Source organism: Streptomyces sp. CB01373, assembly GCF_002803075.1.
Lineage (GTDB): Bacteria > Actinomycetota > Actinomycetes > Streptomycetales > Streptomycetaceae > Streptomyces.
In genome coordinates this window covers 390,462-409,202 of the sequence record NZ_NNBK01000004.1, presented here as the reverse complement: position 1 = coordinate 409,202, position 18,741 = coordinate 390,462, and the positions used below count along the sequence as shown (strand labels likewise).

The window sequence follows — 18,741 nt, the reverse complement described above, 5'->3', positions numbered from 1 at the left end:
GTTGAGTTCTCAAGGAACGGACGCTTCCTTTGTACTCACCCTCTCGGGCTTTCCTCCGGGCGCTTCCCTTCGGTGATCCAAACTCTATCAGGCTTTTTCTGTCTCTCTGACCACCGTCCTGCAGGCATGCAGAAGATGACCCCGAGATAGGATCTGACAAGTATGGATGCTGCCGGTCAAGGACGCCTGGTGACGTCACTCAGCCCCGAGCAGGGGTACGACTGTACATGGACCCGCGGAGTGGGTGCAAACCGCTTCGATTGGTGGTCTAGACCACCAACGTGAGCTGTGTAAGCTCTCGCCCGTAACCGGTACTTACCGTGACATAGCTTGCCGCCACACCGCGCCGGCTCCGGCGATCAGTGACGGCGCACACGAATCTCCACCCCTGGGAGGCTTCCCATGACCACCGTGACGTCCCCCGTCGCAGGACGCGCCATCGGACTGGCGGCCGTGCCGGACCCGGTCTTCTCCGGAGCCATGGTCGGCCCCGGCACGGCGCTGGACCCGGTACGTGAGCCCGCCGACGCCGTGGCCCCCGTGGACGGAGTCATCGTCTCGCTGCACCCGCACGCCTTCGTCGTCGTCGACGAGCAGGGGCGCGGAGTCCTCACCCACCTCGGCATCGACACCGTGCAGCTCAACGGCGAGGGGTTCGAGCTGCTGGTGAAGAAGGGCGACACGGTCGTGCGCGGTCAGGCGGTGGTGCGCTGGAACCCCGCCGCCGTCGAAGCCGCCGGCAAGTCCCCCGTGTGCCCGGTCGTGGCCCTGGACGCCACCGCCGACAGCCTCTCCGCTCTTCGCGACAGCGGAGAGGTGAAGACCGGCGACAGCCTCTTCACCTGGAAGTGACGCCACTGCCTCCCCAGGGACGGCCTCCCGAGGGGCGGCGCACATCAACCACCGCGGCGGTTGGACTCGCCGCACTACCGGAGACAGGTGAGATGGAGACAACGCTGCGAGGCGTCGGTGTGAGCCACGGTGTGGCGATCGGCGAGGTTCGGCACATGGGTACGGCGGTGCTGGAGCCGCCCGCCAAGCAGATCCCCGCGGAGGAGGCGGAGCGCGAACAGGGGCGCGCCCGCCAGGCGGTGGAGGCCGTGGCGGCCGATCTGATGGCACGCGGCCATCTGGCCGGGGGCGAGGCGCAGGCCGTGCTCGAGGCACAGGCCCTGATGGCGCAGGACCCCGAGCTGATCGCGGATGTGGAGCGGCGTATCGCCGTCGGCAGCACGGCCGAGCGGGCCGTGTACGACGCGTTCGCCGCCTACCGGGACCTGCTCGCCGCCGCCGGTGAGTACTTCGCGGGCCGGGTGGCCGACCTGGACGACGTGCGGAATCGTATCGTCGCCCGTCTGCTCGGGGTGCCGATGCCGGGCGTGCCGGACAGCGACGAGCCGTACGTGCTGGTCGCCCGTGACCTGGCGCCGGCGGACACGGCGCTGCTGGACCCGACGCTGGTCCTGGGCTTCGTCACCGAGGAGGGCGGGCCGACGAGTCACAGCGCGATCCTGGCGCGGGCGCTCGGTGTGCCGGCCGTCGTCGCACTGCCCGGCGCCGTCGAACTGGCCGAGGGCACGGTGATCGCCGTCGACGGCAGCACCGGTGAGATCTTCGTGAACCCCGGTGAGGAGAAGAAGGCTCAGCTGGAGGCCGCTGCCGCCGAGCGCAGGGCCGCGCTGGCATCCGCGACCGGTCCCGGCGCCACGTCGGACGGCCACAAGGTGCCGCTGCTCGCGAACATCGGCGGTCCCGCGGACGTGCCCGCGGCGCTCGAAGCCGGTGCCGAGGGTGTGGGTCTGTTCCGGACCGAGTTCCTGTTCCTGGACGACAACAAGAACGCGCCGTCCGAGGAGAAGCAGGTCGCGACCTACCGGCAGGTGCTGGAGGCCTTCCCCGAGGGCCGGGTCGTGGTGCGTGTGCTGGACGCGGGCGCGGACAAGCCGCTGGACTTCCTGACGCCGGCCGACGAGCCGAACCCGGCTCTCGGTGTGCGGGGGCTGCGGACGCTGCTCGAACACCCTGAGGTGCTGCGCACCCAGCTTTCGGCGCTCGCCAAGGCCGCCGAGGGCCTGCCGGTCTACCTCGAGGTGATGGCCCCGATGGTCGCGGACCGGACGGACGCGAGGGCGTTCGCGGACGCGTGCCGTGCCGCGGGGCTGCGGGCGAAGTTCGGTGCGATGGTCGAGATCCCGTCGGCCGCGCTGCGGGCGCGCTCGGTGCTCCAGGAGGTGGAGTTCCTTTCGCTGGGGACCAACGACCTCGCGCAGTACACCTTCGCCGCCGACCGTCAGGTGGGTGCGGTGTCGCGCCTGCAGGACCCCTGGCAGCCCGCGCTGCTCGACCTGGTCGCGATCGCCGCCGAGGCTGCGCGGGCCGAGGGCAAGAGCTGCGGTGTCTGCGGTGAGGCCGCGTCCGACCCGCTGCTCGCGTGTGTGCTGACCGGTCTGGGGGTCACCTCCCTTTCCATGGGCGCGGCGTCGCTTCCCTATGTACGGGCGACGCTGGCGAAGTTCACGCTGGCGCAGTGCGAGCGTGCGGCGGCCGCGGCGCGTGCCGCGGACACCGCGGACGAGGCGCGCAGCGCGGCGCAGGCGGTGCTGTCCGGCGAGTGACCGGGGCCGGCCCGTCAGCCGGCTGGTTCGCGAGGGGCGCTCCACCTGTCCGGTGGGGCGCCCCTCGGGTGTTCAGCCGTGCCGCGGGGCCGGTCCTTCTTCTCCGAGGTCGGGCGGCTCGCCGTAATCGACGCCGGACTCCGGGGAGATGAGGTCGCCGGACTCGATGTCGGTGCAGTAGGCGTCGAAGACCTCGCCGGCGGTGAGGGGGTCGAGGCCGCCGGCGCGCAGACGCCAGCCGTAGACGCGGTCGGCGGTGCCGGGGGCGGTGGTGCGCATGACCAGTCCGCCGGGGCCGTCGGTCGCGATGCCGAGGGCGAGGACCGTGGTGAACTCCAGGGCTTCGGCCTCGTCGAGCCGGGTGGCGTCGCCTTCGTCGTCGGCGTGGAGGACGGCGAGGAGGGTTTCGGGCGTGCCGGTGACGCTGCACACCAGATGCCGGTTGCCCGGCGGAGCCGTGTCGAGGACGCGGACGACGAGGTCCGCTGCTCGGGCGAAGGCGGCGCGGCCGATGTTCTCGCCGCAGGAGGCGCAGGGACCGAGCCGGGCCAGGAGGGTGGAGGCGTATTCCCAGGTGGCCTGGCGGACGGCCTCGTCGACGAGGTCGGGGACGAGTTCGGCCAGGGGCCGGCCGTCGTAGGGAAGGGCGGGTCCCGTGCCGGCGAGTTCGGCGGTGAAGCGGGCGCGGCTGGACGGGACGTCGGGGTCGAGACCGGTGGCCGCGCAGTATTCGGCGTACTCCTCCGGGTCGAAGAGGGCCACGGTGGTGTGGCCGCCCTGCGTGGCCACGAGGCGGAGGAGTTTCTCGACCTGTTCGAGGTAGGTGGTGTGGTCGTCGAAGGTGAAGCTGCGGTAGCGCCGCATGGCGCGGAAGTCCTGTTCGTCGGTGAGCAGGCCGATGGTGCCGGCGATCTCCCGGCGCAGGACGCGCCGCATGGTCAGGTGGTCGGTGTGCGCCATGTTTCCCCCTGTGAGCGCAGTCGATCTGTGCTCACTCACCGTAATCGGCACCACTGACAACGGGGCCGGGCAGGTGTTCACGGGGTCTGCGGTCCCCCCGCCGTGGGTTGGGGGGACCGGGGCGCTCAGGCGCGCTTGCGGGCCAGTTCCTCGTAGAAGCGCAGCAGGTCGAGGTCGTCGACCGAGCCGGGGTTGACCGCCTTGTCCAGCGGTGTGCCCTGGAGGAGGCGCTTGACCGGGACCTCGATGCGCTTGCCGGTGAGGGTGTGCGGGATGCCCGGCACCTCGATGACCTCGTCGGGGACGTGACGTGGGGAGAGCTGTTCGCGGATGGTCCCCTTGATGCGGCCGAGCAGCGCGTCGTCGAGGGCGGCGCCGGGGGTCAGTTGCACGAAGAGGGGCATCCAGTAGCCGCCGTCGGGCTGTTCGACGCCGATGACGAGGGATTCCTTGATCTCGGGGAGGCGTTCGACGGCTTCGTAGATGTCGGCGGAGCCCATCCGCACGCCCTGGCGGTTGAGCGTGGAGTCGGAGCGGCCGTGGATGATCACCGAGCCGCGGGAGGTGAGCGTGATCCAGTCGCCGTGCCGCCACACGCCGGGATACATGGCGAAGTAGCTGTCGTGGTAGCGGCTGCCGTCGGGGTCGTTCCAGAAGTGGATCGGCATGGACGGCATGGGGTTGGTGACCACGAGTTCGCCGAGCTCGTCGATCAGCGGTGTGCCGTTCGGGTCCCAGGACTGCAGGTCGGTGCCCAGGCACGGGGCCTGGAGCTCGCCGATGTGGACCGGGAGGGTCGGTACGGCTCCGGCGAAGCAGGAGCACACGTCGGTGCCGCCGCTGACGGAGGCGATCCACAGATCTTCGCGGACCTCGTCGTGCAGCCAGCGGAATCCGTCGGGCGGCAGCGGTGATCCGGTCGTGGCGACGCACTGCACCGTCGACAGGTCGAAGTCGCGCGAGGGGTGCACTCCCGCCTTGCGGCAGGCCATGACGTAGGCGGCGGAGGTGCCGAACAGGGTGGCTCCGGTGCGTTCGGCGATACGCCACTGGGCGCCGGTGTCGGGATACCCGGGGCTGCCGTCGTACAGGATGATCGTCGTTCCGGTCAGCAGTCCGGAGACGAGGAAGTTCCACATCATCCAGCCGGTCGACGTGTACCAGAAGAAGCGGTCGCCGGGGCCGAGGTCGCAGTGCAGGCCGAGCTGCTTGAGGTGCTCGACGAGGATGCCGCCCTGGGACTGCACGATCGCCTTGGGCAGGCCGGTGGTGCCCGAGGAGTACAGCACCCACAGGGGGTGGTCGAAGGGCACCGGTTCGAAGACCGGTGCGACGTCGGCTGAGGTCAGGCCGGACCACTCCAGGGCGCCCTCGGGGGCTTCGGTGCCGAGGAGCGGGATGTGGACGACCGCGCGCAGGGTGGGCAGTTCGCGGCGCAGTTCGGCGACGACGTCACTGCGGTCGTGCTCCTTGCCGCCGTAGCGGTAGCCGTCGACGGTGAACAGGACGACGGGTTCCACCTGCTGGAAGCGGTCAAGGACGCTGCGGGCGCCGAAGTCCGGGGCGCAGGAGGTCCAGACGGCGCCGACGGCGGCCGTGGCGAGGAGGGCGACGACGGCCTCGGGGATGTTCGGCAGGTAGCCGCTGATCCTGTCCCCCGGGCGTACGCCGAGGGCGCGCAGCTCGGCGGCCAGGGAGCCCACCTGGCGGCGCAGCTCGGACCAGGTCACCGGGCACGGTTCGTGCGTCTCGTCGACGTGGAGGAGGGCGGGCTCGTCCGCGCGTGTGGCGGCCGCGCGCAGGGCGTGCTCCGCGTAGTTCAGGGTGGCGCCGGGGAACCACTCGGCGCCGGGCATCGACCGGTCGCCCAGCACGCGCGCGTAGGGGCTGGTGAACCGTACGTCGAACCACTCCGTGACGGCTTTCCAGAAGGCTTCCAGCTCGTCGACGGACCAGCGGTGCAGGGCCGGGTAGCCGCCCAGGGCCGGAGCGCCGTGGTGCTCGGCCGCCCAGGTCTGGAACTTCGTGATCTGTGCCTGGGCGATCCGCTGCGGATCGGGCCGCCAGAGCGGCTGGGGGTTCGCGGTCGACATGGTGCGGCTCCCGGACTGTGCGCGTCGTGTGCGTCGGTCCGCGCACGTGCTGGGGGTGTGCGCGTGACGCGGCTGACACGGACGATGCCATGTGATCGACTTCTGCACCAGGGTGCACCGCACATAGTCCGCGTCGTGAAGATGTGGTCGCGGCACGAATGAACGGCAGTTGAACGCCACGCGCGCGCACAGCCGTGAATGGCAGGGTGAGCAGCATGGACGGTCGTGACCTGGTGCGTTCGGTGAAGGCGGTCGGTTCGGCGGGGGTGGCCCACGGGCTGCGCACGGTGCGGGCCGCGTGGCGCCGGCGGCGTGCCGACGCCGGCGGCCTGCCGTCGCGTGGGGCCGAACGCGCGCGCGTACCCGGCGCGGTGCTCGACGTGGAGCCCGGGCCCGGTGGCGGGGTCGTCCGCTTCGCCCGCTCGGAACTCCGTATCGCCGTCGCCGGGAACGGGGCCGTCTTCTGGGGCTGGGACGGCGCCGGCCCCGAACCGTCGTACGCGCTCGCCGACCGGTGCCCCGAGCCGGACCCGCGCGCGGTGCTGGAGCCGGACAAGGACGGCGGCTGGCGGGTCGTGGCGGAGCGGGTCACCGTCGGCGTCTCGCGGCACGGCGCGATCGAGGTCCGCACCCCCGGGGGCGTGCCGCTGCGCCGTGATCTGCCGCCCCGCTGGTGGGAACCGGCCGGCGGGGGCCCGGCACGGTGGTCCCAGCGCTCGGAAGTGGCGGCCGACGCACGGTTCTTCGGGCTGGGCGGCCGGGCGCGCGGTCCGCGGTTGCGCGACGGCACCTACCGCCTGTGGAACACCGATCCCGGCCACGCGCGCGGCCGCGGTGACGACCCGCTCCACATCACCATGCCGGTCCAGCTTGTCGTGGCCGACGCGGGCACGCACCTGGTGTTCCACGACAACTCCTGGGACGGCGCGGTCACCCTGCGGGAGGGTGCGGAGGGGGCCGGGTCGGGCCACGACAGGGCCGGGGCGAGCGAGCTCAGGATGGACGGGGGCCCGCTGCGCTGCTGGGTGGTCGTCGGCACCCCCGCGCGCGTGGCGCACGTCTGGTCCTCCCTCACCGGTGCGGCCGCGCTGCCGCCCGCGTGGGCCCTGGGTCACCATCACACGCGATCGGGCTTCGGCGGCGAACAGGAGGTGCGGCGGATCGTCGCGGGCCACCACGAGCACGGACTGCCGCTGGACGCCGTGCACCTGGACGTCGAGCACTACGACGCGCACCAGGTGTTCACCGTCGACGAGGACCGCTTCCCCAAGCTGCCGGTGCTGGCCGAGGAGCTGCGGCGGGACGGGATCCGGCTGGTGTCCGTCGTCGAACCGGCCGTGAAGGCCGCGCCGGGGAACGCCGTGTACGACGGCGGTACGGTCGCGGACGCCTTCGTGCGGGACGCGTCGGGCCGGATGGTGCGGGGCGTCGTCCGGACCGGAGAGGCGGTCTTCCCGGACTTCACACACGCGCGCGTGCGGCAGTGGTGGGGCGGCTTGTACCGGGAGCGGCTGGATCGGGGCTTCGCCGGTTTCCGGCACGACATGAACGAGCCGACCTCCTTCACGGCCTTCGGCGAGACGACCCTGCCCCGGTCGGCCCGGCACGCCCTGGAGGGGCAGGGCGGCGACCATCGCCAGGCGCACAACGTGTACGCCCTGTGCATGGCCGAGGCGGCGTACGAGGGGCTGCTCGGCCTGGTGCCCGATGAGCGGCCGTTCCTCCTCTCGCGCTCCGGGTGGGCCGGGATGCAGCGCTACGGCGGCGCCTGGCCGGGAGACGTGGCCACCGGCTGGCCGGGGCTGCGGGCGTCGCTGTCACTGGTCCTGGGGCTCGGTCTGTGCGGAGTGCCGTACTCCGGCCCGGACGTGGGCGGGCCCGACGGCGGCGCCTCGCCCGAGCTGTATCTGCGCCGGCTCCAACTGGGGTCCTACCTGCCGCTGTTCCGCACGCACGCGAGCCCGCGGGCGGGGCGCGGGGAGCCGTGGGAGTCCGGGCCGGAGGTCCTGGAGCACGCGCGCGTGGCGCTCGTCGAGCGCCGGCGTCTGCTGCCGTACTTCGTGACCCTCGCGCATCTGGCGCGGCGCACCGGGGCGCCCTGTGTGCGGCCGCTGTGGTGGGGCGCGCCGGAGGACCGGGCGCTGCGCGACTGCGAGGACGCCTTCCTGCTCGGCGACGGCCTTCTTATCGCCCCTGTGCTCGGCCCCGGTTCGGACCGGCGGGCGGTGCGGCTGCCGCGGGGCCGCTGGTACGACACGGCGACGGGACGGGCGTACGAGGGGCCGGGGCAGGTGCTGGTCGACGCTCCGCTCGCGCGGATCCCGGTGTTCGCGCGAGCGGGAGCCGTGATTCCCGTGCGGGGTGAGGACGGCGGTCTGGAACTGGAGGTGTGGGCGCCCGCGCCGGGGCGTACCGGGGGCGGTTTCGTGGTGCCGGACGCGGGCGACGGCTGGGAGGAGCCGGAGATCGAGCGCTACGCGACCCGCCGGCAGGGCGATCGGGTCGTCGTCGAGCGCGAGCGGGAGGACGGCGCGGGCGAGCCGCTCCATCCGCTGCGCATACGGGGGCTCGGGGCGTCCTGAGTCAGGACGGGCCCGCGCCCGGGCAGCGGCTGTTGCCGGGTGTGCGGCCGGCTCAGACGTAGCGGCCGTCGAACCAGGCCCGGACGGCCCGTGTGTGCAGGGGGAAGGCGAGTTCGGCGGGCGTGCGCAGCAGATGCCGGTCCTCCGTCTCTTCAGTGGCGGTGAACCGCGGAAGGTCCTCGACGGGGCGCTCCGGCAGCAGTCCGAAGAGCAGCAGATGCCCGTCGGGCGAGCTCATCGCGTCGGCGAGCCGTACATCGCGTGCGGCCGCCTCGATCCCGGTCTCCTCCTGGAGTTCGCGGACGACGGCATGGCGCCAGTCCTCGTGGTCGTCGATGTAGCCGCCCGGCAGGGCCGTTCCCCCGCGCGCGGGGGCGATGGCGCGGGTGATGACGACCAGGGCGGTGCCCCGGGTGTCGTACACGGGCTGGAGGGCCACCGCGACCGGCAGCGGGTTGCGGTAGGCCACGGTGCCGCAGGCCGGGCAGGTACGGGGCCAGCCGCCGACGCCCTCGCCGTACGGCGCTCCGCAGCTCGAACAGTGGGAGTGCGGTACGGAGTTGGCGGTCGCGTGCGGGATGTCGGACACGCGCGGACTGTATCCGATCAGTGGGCGCACGTCTTCCGTCGGCGGTTGTCACCGTTGCCGCCGACGTCCTTGACGCTCCCCGCGCGCGGGAGAACACTTCCCCGGACGTGGGCGCCCTTGGCCGCCCATCCCGGGCTGATTCCGCCGATGTGGGACAAACTGTTACCAGTGAGGGCGCAGGGGATGAACGGTCCCGGCCCTCGGCCGCTTCTCCACCTCACAAGGGGTAGCCATGCCGGACAACGCCGAGAAGTTCGTGGCCGCCATCGACCAGGGCACCACCTCGAGCCGCTGCATCGTGTTCGACCACAGTGGTGCCATCGTCGCCGTCGACCAGCGCGAGCACCGCCAGATCTTCCCCAAGCCCGGCTGGGTGGAGCACGACGCGACCGAGATCTGGTCGAAGGTGCAGGCGGTGGTCGCGGGCGCGGTCGCCAAGGCGGGGCTGCGGGCCGACCAGCTCAGCGCGCTCGGCATCACCAACCAGCGTGAGACGACCGTTCTGTGGGACCGGGCCACCGGCAAGCCCGTGCACAACGCGATCGTCTGGCAGGACACGCGGACCGCGGCGCTCTGCAACGAGCTGGGCGGCTCCGAAGGGCAGGATCGTTTCCGCGAGCAGACCGGCCTACCGCTCGCCAGCTATTTCTCAGGACCCAAGGCGGCCTGGCTGCTGGACAACGTGCCCGGCCTGCGCGACCGCGCCGAGCGCGGTGAGATCGCCTTCGGCACGATCGACACCTGGCTCATCTGGAACCTCACCGGCGGCGTCGACGGCGGCCGGCACGTCACCGACGTGACGAACGCCGGCCGCACCATGCTGATGAACCTGCAGACCCTCCAGTGGGACCAGTCGATCCTGTCCGCGATGAACATCCCCGAGGCGATGCTGCCCGAGATCAGATCGTCCTCCGAGGTGTACGGGTCCGCCGTCGGCCAGCTCGCCGGTGTGCCCGTGGCATCCGCCCTCGGCGACCAGCAGGCGGCCGTGTTCGGGCAGGCCTGCTACGACGTGGGCGACGCCAAGAACACGTACGGCACCGGCAGCTTCCTGCTGCTGAACACGGGCAACCGGCCCGTGCCGTCCAAGAGCGGCCTGCTCACCACCATGGGCTACAAGATCGGCGACGAGGCCCCGGTGTACTGCCTGGAGGGCGCCATCGCCATCACGGGCGCGCTGGTGCAGTGGTTCCGCGACCAGCTCGGCATCATCCGCACCGCGGACGAGATCGAGCCGCTGGCGGCGAAGGCGGAGGACAACGGCGGCGCGTACATCGTGCCCGCCTTCTCCGGCCTGTTCGCGCCCTACTGGCGCTCCGACGCGCGCGGGGTGATCACCGGCCTGACCCGGTACGTCACCAAGGCGCACCTCGCGCGGGCGGTGCTGGAGGCGACCAGCTGGCAGACGCGCGAGGTCGTGGACGCCATGTACCAGGACTCCGGGGTCCGGTTGACGACCCTGAAGGTCGACGGCGGCATGACCAAGAACAACCTGCTCATGCAGCACCAGGCGGACGTGCTGGACGTGCCGGTGATCCGGCCCAGGATCTCCGAGACCACCTGTCTGGGCGCCGCGTACGCGGCCGGGCTGGCCACGGGCGTGTGGGACGACCTCGATGAGCTCAAGTCGCACTGGCAGAAGGACGCCGAGTGGACCCCGTCCATGGACGCCTCGGTCCGTGACCGCGAGTACCGCAACTGGCGCAAGGCCGTGGAGAAGAGCTTCGGCTGGCTGGAGGACGGAGAGAACTAGGAGTCCTCACGGTGCTCGTACGCGGCCCGTGCCCCCGCCCGGCGAGGGTGCGGGCCGTGTGCGTGGCGTCAGACGGCGGTGGCCCGGCGGCGTTCCGCGGCGTGGGCCATCGCGTGCTGGACGACCTCGATGAGGACCTCCTTCACCGACTCGCGTTCACGGGCGTCGCACAGCAGCAGCGGAACATGGTCGTCGAGGTCGAGGGCCTGACGGACGGTGTCCACGGCATGGCGGGCGGCGCCCTGGAAGCAGTTGACGGCGACGAGGAAGGGGATGGCGCGCCGCTCGAAGTAGTCCACGGCGGCGAAGCACTCCTCCAGGCGACGGGTGTCGGCCAGCACGACGGCGCCGAGCGCGCCCTCGGACAGCTCGTCCCACATGAACCAGAACCGCTCCTGCCCGGGCGTGCCGAAGAGGTACAGCACGAGGTCCTCGCGCAGCGTGATGCGGCCGAAGTCCATCGCCACCGTGGTGGTGTGCTTGCCCTCCACGCCGCTGAGGTCGTCGACCGGACGCCCTGCCTCGGTCAGCAGTTCCTCGGTGCGCAGCGGCCTGATCTCGCTGACCGCGCCGACAAGGGTGGTCTTGCCCACGCCGAAGCCGCCGGCCACCAGGATCTTGAGCGTGACGGGCTCGACCGGGGGCTTGCCGCGCTCAGAACGGCCGAGGATCATCGCTTGCTTCTCCTGCTCGATGTGGGTCTGACGGCGGCGGGCCGTATCCTCCGCCACCGGGGGTTTCGACGACGAGTACGTCGCCGGGGGCGACGTCCGCGGAGTCCCTTCCGCCGAGTTCGGCGACCGAGCCGTCCGCGCGCTCCACCCGGTTGGCGCCGAGTGCGCCGGGCTCGCCGCCCGCCATGCCGTAGGGGCGCACCCTGCGGTGCTGGCAGAGCGTGGAGACGGTCATGGCCTCCAGGAAGCGGATGCGGCGCACCGCGCCGTCCCCGCCCTGCCACTGTCCGGCGCCGCCGCTGCCGCGCCGGACGGCGAACTCCTCCAGCCGTACGGGCAGCCGCCATTCGAGGACTTCGGGGTCGGTGAGCCGGGAGTTGGTCATATGTGTCTGGACCACACAGGCGCCGGGGAATCCGTCGCCCGCGCCCGATCCGGAGGCGACGGTCTCGTAGTACTGGTGGCGCTCGTTGCCGAAGGTGATGTTGTTCATCGTGCCGGAGCCCTCCGCCTGGACGCCGAGCGCCGCGTAGAGGGCGCCGGTGATCGCCTGTGAGGTCTCGACGTTGCCCGCGACGACGGCGGCGGGGGGCCGCGGGGAGAGCATGGAGCCGGGCGGCACGACGATCCTCAGGGGGCGCAGGCAGCCGTCGTTGAGCGGGATGTCGTCGGCGACGAGCGTGCGGAAGACGTACAGGACGACCGCGTTGACCACGGAGAACGGGGCGTTGAAGTTGGTCGTGAGCTGAGCGGAGGTGCCGGTGAAGTCGATGGTCGCCGCTCGCTGCTCGCGGTCCACGTGCACCTGTACCCGGATGACGGCGCCCGAGTCGGTCTCGTAGGCGTACTCGCCGTCGTCCAGGGCGTCGATGACGCGGCGGACGGCCTCCTCCGCGTTGTCCTGGACGTGCCGCATATAGGCCTGGACGACGTCGAGGCCGAAGTCGTCGATCATGCGGGCGACCTCGTCGACGCCCTTCTGGTTGGCGGCGATCTGGGCGCGCAGGTCGGCGAGGTTGGTCTCCGGATTGCGGGAGGGGTGTCGCGCGCCGGTCAGCAGGCGGCGGGTCTCGTCCTCGCGCAGGCGGCCGTCCTCGGCGAGCAGCCAGTTGTCGAAGAGGACGCCCTCCTCCTCGATGGTGCGGCTGTCGGCCGGCATGGAGCCCGGTGCGATCCCGCCGATCTCGGCGTGGTGGCCGCGCGAGGCGACGTAGAAGAGGATGCGGTCACCCTGCGTGCCGGCGGTGTCGAACACCGGGGTGATGACGGTGACGTCCGGCAGGTGCGTGCCGCCGTGGTACGGGTCGTTGACCGCGTAGGTGTCGCCCGGCCGCATCCGGGGCCCGCGGCGCCGGATGACCTCCTTGACGCTGGTGCCCATCGAGCCCAGGTGTACGGGGATGTGCGGGGCGTTGGCCACCAGGTTTCCGTCCGGGGCGAACAGGGCGCAGGAGAAGTCGAGGCGCTCCTTGATGTTGACGGACTGGGCAGTGGACTCCAGCCGGGCGCCCATCTGTTCGGCGATGGACATGAAGAGGTTGTTGAACACCTCCAGCAGCACCGGGTCCGCTTCCGTGCCGAGATCGGAACTCTGCGTGACCACCGGGCGTTCCAGGAGCAGATGCCCGTCGTCCTTGGCCACGGCCCGCCAGCCGTCGTCGACGACGGTCGTCGCACTGGCCTCGGTGACGATCGCGGGGCCGGTGACGGGGTCGCCGGGGGCCAGGTCCTCCCGGCGGTGGAGGGGTACGTCGCGCCAGGCGCCGCCGGTGTGGAGACGGACAGTCTCCGTGGCGGTGGAGCGGCCGGCGCGTGCGTGCTCGTCCGGGGCGAGGGCGGACAGATCGGGGGGTTCGGTGATGCCGGTGGCTTCCACGGAGAGGGCTTCGACGACGATCGGGCGGTCGAGCGTGAAGGAGTACGTGGCGCGATGACGTTCTTCGAAGGCGTGCCGCATGGCGGCGGGCTCGGTCAGTTCGACGGTGAGAGTGGTGTCCGTGCCGTCGTAGCGGAGCTGGGCGCGGCGGGTGACGCGGATGCGTTCCTCGGGGACGTCCTCGGCGCGCAGTTCGGCGCGGGCCGCGCCCTCCAGATCGTCGGCGGTCTTGAGCACGCCCGGCATGGCGGCGGGCTCCAGGGGTGCCTCGACGGACTGCTCGCGCATGGCCGTGGTGTCGGCGAGGCCGATGCCGAGCGCGGACAGGACGCCCGCCATGGGCGGGACGAGCACGGTGCGGATGCCGAGCGAGTCGGCGACCCTGCACGCGTGCTGCCCGCCCGCGCCGCCGAAGGTGGTGAGGGCGTAGCGGGTGACGTCGTGGCCCTTCTGCACGGAGATCCGTTTGACGGCGTTGGCGATGTTGGAGACCGCGATCCGGAGGTATCCCTCGGCGACCTGCTCTGGGGTGCGGTCGTCGCCGGTCCGCTCACGGATCTCGTGGGCGAGGGCGGTGAAGCGCTCGCGGACGAGTGCGTCGTCGAGGGGCTGGTCGCCGCCGGGGCCGAACACCTCGGGGAAGTGGGCGGGCTGGATGCGGCCGAGCATGACGTTGGCGTCGGTGACGGTGAGCGGGCCGCCGCCCCGGTAGCAGGCGGGTCCGGGGTCGGCGCCCGCCGAGTCCGGGCCGACCCGGTAGCGGGAGCCGTCGAAGTGGAGGACCGAGCCGCCGCCGGCGGCCACGGTGTGGATGTCGAGCATGGGGGCGCGCAGCCGGACGCCGGCGATCTGCGTGGTGAGGACGCGTTCGTACGCGCCCGCGTAGTGGGAGACGTCGGTGGAGGTGCCGCCCATGTCGAAGCCGATGACCCGGTCGAAGCCGGCGAGCCGGGACATGCGGGCCATGCCGACGATGCCGCCCGCGGGCCCGGACAGGACGGCGTCCTTGCCGCGGAACTGTCCGGCCTCGGCGAGCCCGCCGTTGGACTGCATGAACATCAGCCGTACGCCGTCCAGTTCGGTGGAGACGTGCTGGACGTAGCGGCGCAGTCCGGGCGACAGGTAGGCGTCGACGACGGCGGTGTCGCCGCGCGGGACGAGCTTCATCAGGGGGCTGACCTCGCTGGAGAGCGAGATCTGCGGGAAGCCGATCCGGGCGGCCAGCTCGCCGACGGCCCTCTCGTGCGCGGGGTGCAGATGGCTGTGCAGGCAGGCCACGGCGACGGCGCGGATCCCGTCGTCGTACGCCTGCCGGAGGGGGCCGTCCAGGGCGTCCAGATCGGGGGCGCGCAGGACGGTGCCGTCGGCCGCGATGCGCTCGTCGACCTCGACGACCCGCTCGTACAGCAGCTCGGGCAGCTCGATGCGGCGGGCGAAGATGTGCGGGCGGTTCTGGTAGGCGATGCGCAGGGCGTCCCGGAAGCCGCGGGTGACGACGAGCAGGGTCCGCTCGCCCGTGCGCTCCAGCAGGGCGTTGGTGGCCACGGTGGTGCCCATGCGGACCGCCTCGATGGAACGGGCGGGGCCGTCGGAGCCGTCCAGGAGTTCGCGGATGCCCGCGACGGCCGCGTCGGCGTACCGGGCGGGGTTGTCGGACAGCAGCTTGTGCGTGACCAGACGTCCGTCCGGGCGCCGCGCGACGATGTCCGTGAAGGTGCCGCCCCGGTCGACCCAGAACTGCCAGCCCGTCATGTCAGCACTCCGCTTCCTCGTGGCTCACAGCGCCCGCAGGCCGTTGATCACGTCCCGCAGGATGCTCTCGTCGGGCAGTTCAGCGGGCGGCACCGGACGTGTCACGTGGACGTACTCCTCGTCCACGAGGTCGCCGACGAGCACGCGCACCACGCCGAGGGGCAGATCGAGCTCCGCGGCGAGTTCGGCGACCGACTGCGGGGAGCGGCACAGCTCGACGATGTCCACGTGCTCCGGCGACAGCGTGACGTCCGCCTCCGGGTCGTCCACATGGGACTCCGTGACGACCACCGCGATCAGGTCGAGGCGGTGCTGGGCCGCATGGCTGGTGCGGCCCCGCGTCATGGCGTACGGCCGGACCACCGGTCCGGCGTCGTCGTCGAACCAGTGGCTGCGTGCCTGACCGTCTCCGCTCATGTCATCCCACTACCCGCCTCAGGGCACATCGGTGCGCGGAGCGGCACCCAGATGCGCGCCGACTCGCTTGACCAGCAGGGTCATCTCGTAGGCCACCTGGCCGACGTCGGAGTCGGCGTCCGACAGGACGGCGAGGCAGCTGCCGTCGCCGGCCGCGGTCACGAACAGGAAGGCGTCGTCGAGCTCGACGACCGTCTGCCGGACGCCGCCCGCGTCGAAGTGCCGGCCCACGCCCTTGGCGAGGCTGTGGAAGCCGGAGGCCACGGCGGCCAGGTGCTCGCTGTCCTCCCGGGTCAGGTCCTTGGACACGCCGGTGGCCAGACCGTCCCGGGACAGGACGAGGGCCTTGCGGATGCTGGCGACCCTGTCCACGAGTTCGTCGAGGAGCCAGTTCAGCTCCGTCTTGTCCGTCGCGGTGTGGCCGGTCGCCTTCGGTGCGGTCATCGACCGTCCCCCTTTGTCGTTCCTTGTGCTGTGCTGCCGTGCGGGGCCTGGTCCCCCGCGGCGTTCTCCTCGCGGCCACGCTGCCAGCCGCGCTGGAGCGAGGCCATCCGGCTGCGTACCTCGTCGGCGTCGCGTTCGACGGGGTCCGGGCCGTCCTCGGTGGGCCGGCCGGGGCTCTGTTTCAGTTGCGGGGCGAGGCTGGCCTGCCGTACGCGCCGGGGCAGCGGACTCTCGTCAAGTCCCGGGTCGCCGGGTGCCTCGGCCGGGTCGCGCCCCTCGCCGTCCCGGCCGCCGGATGCCTTCGCCGGGACACGCTCCTCGCGATCCGGGCCGCCGCCGGTGAGCGCGGGACGGACGGTGCGCCGGGGAAGGGCCGGTGCCTTCCGCGGCCCCTGGCTCGTGGCCGGGGATTCCTCGGTGCTGTCGTGTTCCCCGCGGCCGTCGGCCGCGACCGGTCCGAGCGGGGGCTCGTCGCGACGGCGGGCCGGCAGCGGGGCCGCCTCGCGCTCCGGGCGGCCGGGAACCGCCATGCTCCCGGCGTCGGCCGTCTCGCGCCGGGGCCTCTGCTCGGTGACGGGGCGTCCGTGGGAGCTGACCAGCTTGGGCGTCCGCCGCCGGGGCAGCGGGACCGGGCGCCCCGGGTTGTCCTCCTCGCCGGTCTCCTGCGGTGTGCCGCGCCGGACCGTGCCCTGCCGGTGCTCGGCGATGCTGCGGGGCGGCGCCTCCTGGGCCGTCTGCCGTGCCGGGGAGGGGCGCGGCCCGAACAGTCCGCTGCGTTCACCGGTCTCCTCGCCGAGTACGTGCGGGAAGTCCTCGATGGCGTCGAGGTCGACGGGCGCCTCCAGCTCCACCGGCCCGTCGAGGACCGAGGCGGGCAGTCCGGACAGCCGCGCCGGCGCTTGGGCGAGAGCGGTCCCGCGACCCGGCTCGCGGTCGGCCTTCCCGGAGGGCCGGTCGAGGCGGAAGCCGATGCCGTTGGTGTCCGGGACGTCGTCCGTCAGCAGCGCGTCGGGGATGAGGACGACCGCGGTGGTGCCGCCGTACGGGGAGGGCTGGAGCGAGACCCGGACGTTCTGCCGCTGGGCGAGCCGGCTGACCACGAACAGCCCGAGCCGGTCGGTGTCGGAGAGCTCGAACTCGGGTGTCTCGGCGAGCCGGAGGTTGGCGTCGAGGAGCGCCTCGGCGGCCATGCCGAGGCCCCTGTCGTGGATCTCCAGGGTGAAGCCGTTGGGGACGCGTTCGCCGAGGACCTGGACCGCGGTGTGCGGCGGCGAGAACACGGTGGCGTTCTCAAGGAGTTCGGCCACGAGGTGGGTGAGGTCGGCAACGGCGGGGCCGATGACGGCGGTGCGTGGCAGCCGCCGGACCTCGATGCGTTCGTAGTCCTCGACCTCGGCGACGGCGGCGCGCACGATGTCCATCAGCTGGACGGGTTTGCGCCACTGCCGGGACGGGGCGGCGCCGGAGAGGATCACCAGGCCTTCGGCGTGCCGGCGCATACGGGTGGTCAGGTGGTCCAGCCGGAACAGGTCGGCGAGCTCGTCGGTGTCCTCGGTGCGGCGTTCCATCGCGTCGAGGAGGGTGAGCTGTTTGTGCAGCAGGACCTGGCTGCGGCGGGCGAGGTTGACGAAGACCTCGGAGACGCCGGCGCGGAGTTCGGCCTGTTTGACGGCGGCCTCGACGGCGGCTCGCTGCAGGGTGTTGAGGGCCTGGCCGACCTCGCCGATCTCGTTCCTGTCGTACTCCAGGCGCGGGACCTCGGTCTCGACGTCGACCTGTTCGCCGGCCGACAGACGGCGCATCACGCTCGGCAGCCGGACACCGGAGGCCTCGTGGGCCTCCAGGCGCAGTTGCCCGAGGTCGCGGATCAGGCTGCGGCCGACACGCACGGACAGGACGAGGGAGAACAGCACGGCGATCAGGCCGAGGACGCCCGCGACGGCGGCCTCGAGGATGACGCGCAGGGCGAGTGGCTGGACACGGTCCTGGAAGCGGTCGTTGGCGTCGTCGTTGAGGGTGCCCAGCTCGTCGAGGACGTCTCCGGCCGCGGTGTCCCAGCTCTGCACGCTCACCGTCCGCGGTGTGCCGGACGTACTGGAGACGGCGGCCTGTTCGGCGGTCCGCACCGGTGCGGAGGAGGCGTTCTGCCAGAAGCGCTCGTAGCGGCCGCGTTCGGAGGAGGGCAGCAGGGGCAGGTCGACGTCGTACAGCAGGGAGCGCTGGGCGACCAGGTCGGAGATGCCGCGGGTCTCGGCGCGGGTGAGGTTGCCGACGATCAGCGAGGAGCCGAGCAGCGCGTCCTCGCGGGAGAGGAGTTCGCGGGCCTGGGCGAGACCGACCAGGGCGCGGTACTGCCTGGCCAGATCGGCGTCGTCGACGACGTGGAGGTTGGCGAGCAGGGCGTAGCAGGGGTCGACGAGTTGGTTGTAGAGGTCGAGTGCCTGGGCGCGTCCGACGCTGTGGTCCTCGACGCTGCGGCGCAGGGAGTCGATGCCGTCGAGGACGTCCAGGGCGACGCCCAGGCGTCCGGCGCCGTCCGCGCCGAGCGCTTCGCGGACGTCGGAATTCCCGGCGGCCTTGCGGATCTTGGCGATGGCCTCGTCGGTGGCGCTCCTGCTGCGGCGCAGTGCGGTGAGGCCGTCGGAGGCGCGCGGGTCGGCGAGGTGGACGAGAGTCTGGCGGCGTTCCTGCTGCACGGCCCGGACGGTGTCCTCGGTGGGGTAGGCGACCTTCTCCACCACGGAGGACGCGTTGAACAGCTGGGTGACGTGCCGCCCGGTGATCAGCGTGGCGAAGGCCCAGATCGCCGTGAGCGAGAGCAGCGGCACGAGAAGCAGCGCCACGATCTTCCGGCGGATGGACTTCCCGCGAAAGCGCATGGCCTCCCCCAGCTCGTCCCCCAAGGGCCCGGGGGTACACATGTGCGTCAACAAACGGCGCGAGCCTACTACCGACATGCAGTCAACTCGAAGAGCTGTCCGGAGCC

The 18,741-nt window shown here is 72.2% G+C and carries 12 protein-coding genes; 4 read left to right on the top strand and 8 right to left on the bottom strand.

Translation table 11 applies throughout. The features are described from left to right. Positions 1-402 precede the first annotated feature (402 nt). Together CG719_RS08865 and ptsP are read left to right on the top strand one after the other, a co-directional pair. Positions 403-852 carry a PTS sugar transporter subunit IIA gene (locus CG719_RS08865; RefSeq protein WP_100567960.1) on the top strand — a complete coding sequence of 150 codons (450 nt, stop codon included), beginning with the start codon at positions 403-405 and terminating at the stop codon, positions 850-852. Between the two features lie 92 nt (positions 853-944). Further along, positions 945-2,615 (top strand): phosphoenolpyruvate--protein phosphotransferase, encoded by a 1,671-nt coding sequence (gene ptsP / locus CG719_RS08860; RefSeq protein ID WP_100567959.1) that lies wholly within the window; start codon positions 945-947, stop codon positions 2,613-2,615. Between the two features lie 72 nt (positions 2,616-2,687). On the opposite strand, the gene CG719_RS08855 is transcribed toward ptsP, so the two are convergent. Together CG719_RS08855 and CG719_RS08850 are read right to left on the bottom strand one after the other, a co-directional pair. After that, positions 2,688-3,575: a hypothetical protein gene (locus CG719_RS08855; protein WP_100567958.1), complete on the bottom strand. Its 888-nt coding sequence runs from the start codon at positions 3,573-3,575 to the stop codon at positions 2,688-2,690. A 125-nt stretch (positions 3,576-3,700) separates the two neighbouring features. Next, positions 3,701-5,668 carry an acetoacetate--CoA ligase gene (locus tag CG719_RS08850; protein ID WP_100567957.1) on the bottom strand — a complete coding sequence of 656 codons (1,968 nt, stop codon included), beginning with the start codon at positions 5,666-5,668 and terminating at the stop codon, positions 3,701-3,703. Between the two features lie 215 nt (positions 5,669-5,883). On the opposite strand from CG719_RS08850, the gene CG719_RS08845 reads away from it, so the two are divergent. Beyond that, positions 5,884-8,250: a TIM-barrel domain-containing protein gene (locus CG719_RS08845; RefSeq protein WP_100567956.1), complete on the top strand. Its 2,367-nt coding sequence runs from the start codon at positions 5,884-5,886 to the stop codon at positions 8,248-8,250. A gap of 52 nt (positions 8,251-8,302) precedes the next feature. Here CG719_RS08845 and CG719_RS08840 read toward each other — a convergent pair whose 3' ends face one another. Then, positions 8,303-8,839, bottom strand: a complete 537-nt coding sequence (locus CG719_RS08840) for an NUDIX domain-containing protein (protein WP_100567955.1) — start codon at positions 8,837-8,839, stop codon at positions 8,303-8,305. 232 nt (positions 8,840-9,071) lie between these two features. On the opposite strand from CG719_RS08840, the gene glpK reads away from it, so the two are divergent. After that, a complete protein-coding gene (gene glpK, locus CG719_RS08835; RefSeq protein WP_100567954.1) occupies positions 9,072-10,592 on the top strand; it encodes a glycerol kinase GlpK in 1,521 nt (506 codons plus the stop codon). Between the two features lie 68 nt (positions 10,593-10,660). Here glpK and CG719_RS08830 read toward each other — a convergent pair whose 3' ends face one another. From CG719_RS08830 to CG719_RS08810, 5 genes are read right to left on the bottom strand one after another with little or no spacing between them, the layout of a single operon-like run. Further along, a complete protein-coding gene (locus CG719_RS08830; protein WP_100567953.1) occupies positions 10,661-11,266 on the bottom strand; it encodes a GTP-binding protein in 606 nt (201 codons plus the stop codon). After that, positions 11,247-14,894, bottom strand: a complete 3,648-nt coding sequence (locus tag CG719_RS08825) for a hydantoinase B/oxoprolinase family protein (protein WP_100567952.1) — start codon at positions 14,892-14,894, stop codon at positions 11,247-11,249. Before CG719_RS08825 ends, CG719_RS08830 begins: the two co-directional genes overlap by 20 nt. 24 nt (positions 14,895-14,918) lie before the next feature. Beyond that, positions 14,919-15,311, bottom strand: a complete 393-nt coding sequence (locus tag CG719_RS08820) for a DUF742 domain-containing protein (RefSeq protein ID WP_100567951.1) — start codon at positions 15,309-15,311, stop codon at positions 14,919-14,921. Positions 15,312-15,329: 18 nt separating this feature from the next. Further along, the gene (locus CG719_RS08815; protein ID WP_100567950.1) at positions 15,330-15,755 is read right to left on the bottom strand and encodes a roadblock/LC7 domain-containing protein; all 426 of its coding nucleotides are present in this window, start codon (positions 15,753-15,755) and stop codon (positions 15,330-15,332) included. Beyond that, positions 15,752-18,634: a nitrate- and nitrite sensing domain-containing protein gene (locus CG719_RS08810; protein ID WP_100567949.1), complete on the bottom strand. Its 2,883-nt coding sequence runs from the start codon at positions 18,632-18,634 to the stop codon at positions 15,752-15,754. Before CG719_RS08810 ends, CG719_RS08815 begins: the two co-directional genes overlap by 4 nt. Between the last annotated feature and the right edge of the window lie 107 nt (positions 18,635-18,741).

What these genes read in the sequence shown, in the direction of transcription:
- ptsP (WP_100567959.1), top strand. Translation starts at nt 945, where the DNA reads ATGGAGACAACGCTGCGAGGCGTCGGTGTGAGCCACGGTGTGGCGATC.
- CG719_RS08810 (WP_100567949.1), bottom strand. Translation starts at nt 18,634, where the DNA reads ATGCGCTTTCGCGGGAAGTCCATCCGCCGGAAGATCGTGGCGCTGCTT.
- CG719_RS08820 (WP_100567951.1), bottom strand. Translation starts at nt 15,311, where the DNA reads ATGAGCGGAGACGGTCAGGCACGCAGCCACTGGTTCGACGACGACGCC.
- CG719_RS08850 (WP_100567957.1), bottom strand. Translation starts at nt 5,668, where the DNA reads ATGTCGACCGCGAACCCCCAGCCGCTCTGGCGGCCCGATCCGCAGCGG.
- CG719_RS08865 (WP_100567960.1), top strand. Translation starts at nt 403, where the DNA reads ATGACCACCGTGACGTCCCCCGTCGCAGGACGCGCCATCGGACTGGCG.
- CG719_RS08845 (WP_100567956.1), top strand. Translation starts at nt 5,884, where the DNA reads ATGGACGGTCGTGACCTGGTGCGTTCGGTGAAGGCGGTCGGTTCGGCG.
- CG719_RS08825 (WP_100567952.1), bottom strand. Translation starts at nt 14,894, where the DNA reads ATGACGGGCTGGCAGTTCTGGGTCGACCGGGGCGGCACCTTCACGGAC.
- CG719_RS08855 (WP_100567958.1), bottom strand. Translation starts at nt 3,575, where the DNA reads ATGGCGCACACCGACCACCTGACCATGCGGCGCGTCCTGCGCCGGGAG.
- CG719_RS08830 (WP_100567953.1), bottom strand. Translation starts at nt 11,266, where the DNA reads ATGATCCTCGGCCGTTCTGAGCGCGGCAAGCCCCCGGTCGAGCCCGTC.
- CG719_RS08815 (WP_100567950.1), bottom strand. Translation starts at nt 15,755, where the DNA reads ATGACCGCACCGAAGGCGACCGGCCACACCGCGACGGACAAGACGGAG.
- glpK (WP_100567954.1), top strand. Translation starts at nt 9,072, where the DNA reads ATGCCGGACAACGCCGAGAAGTTCGTGGCCGCCATCGACCAGGGCACC.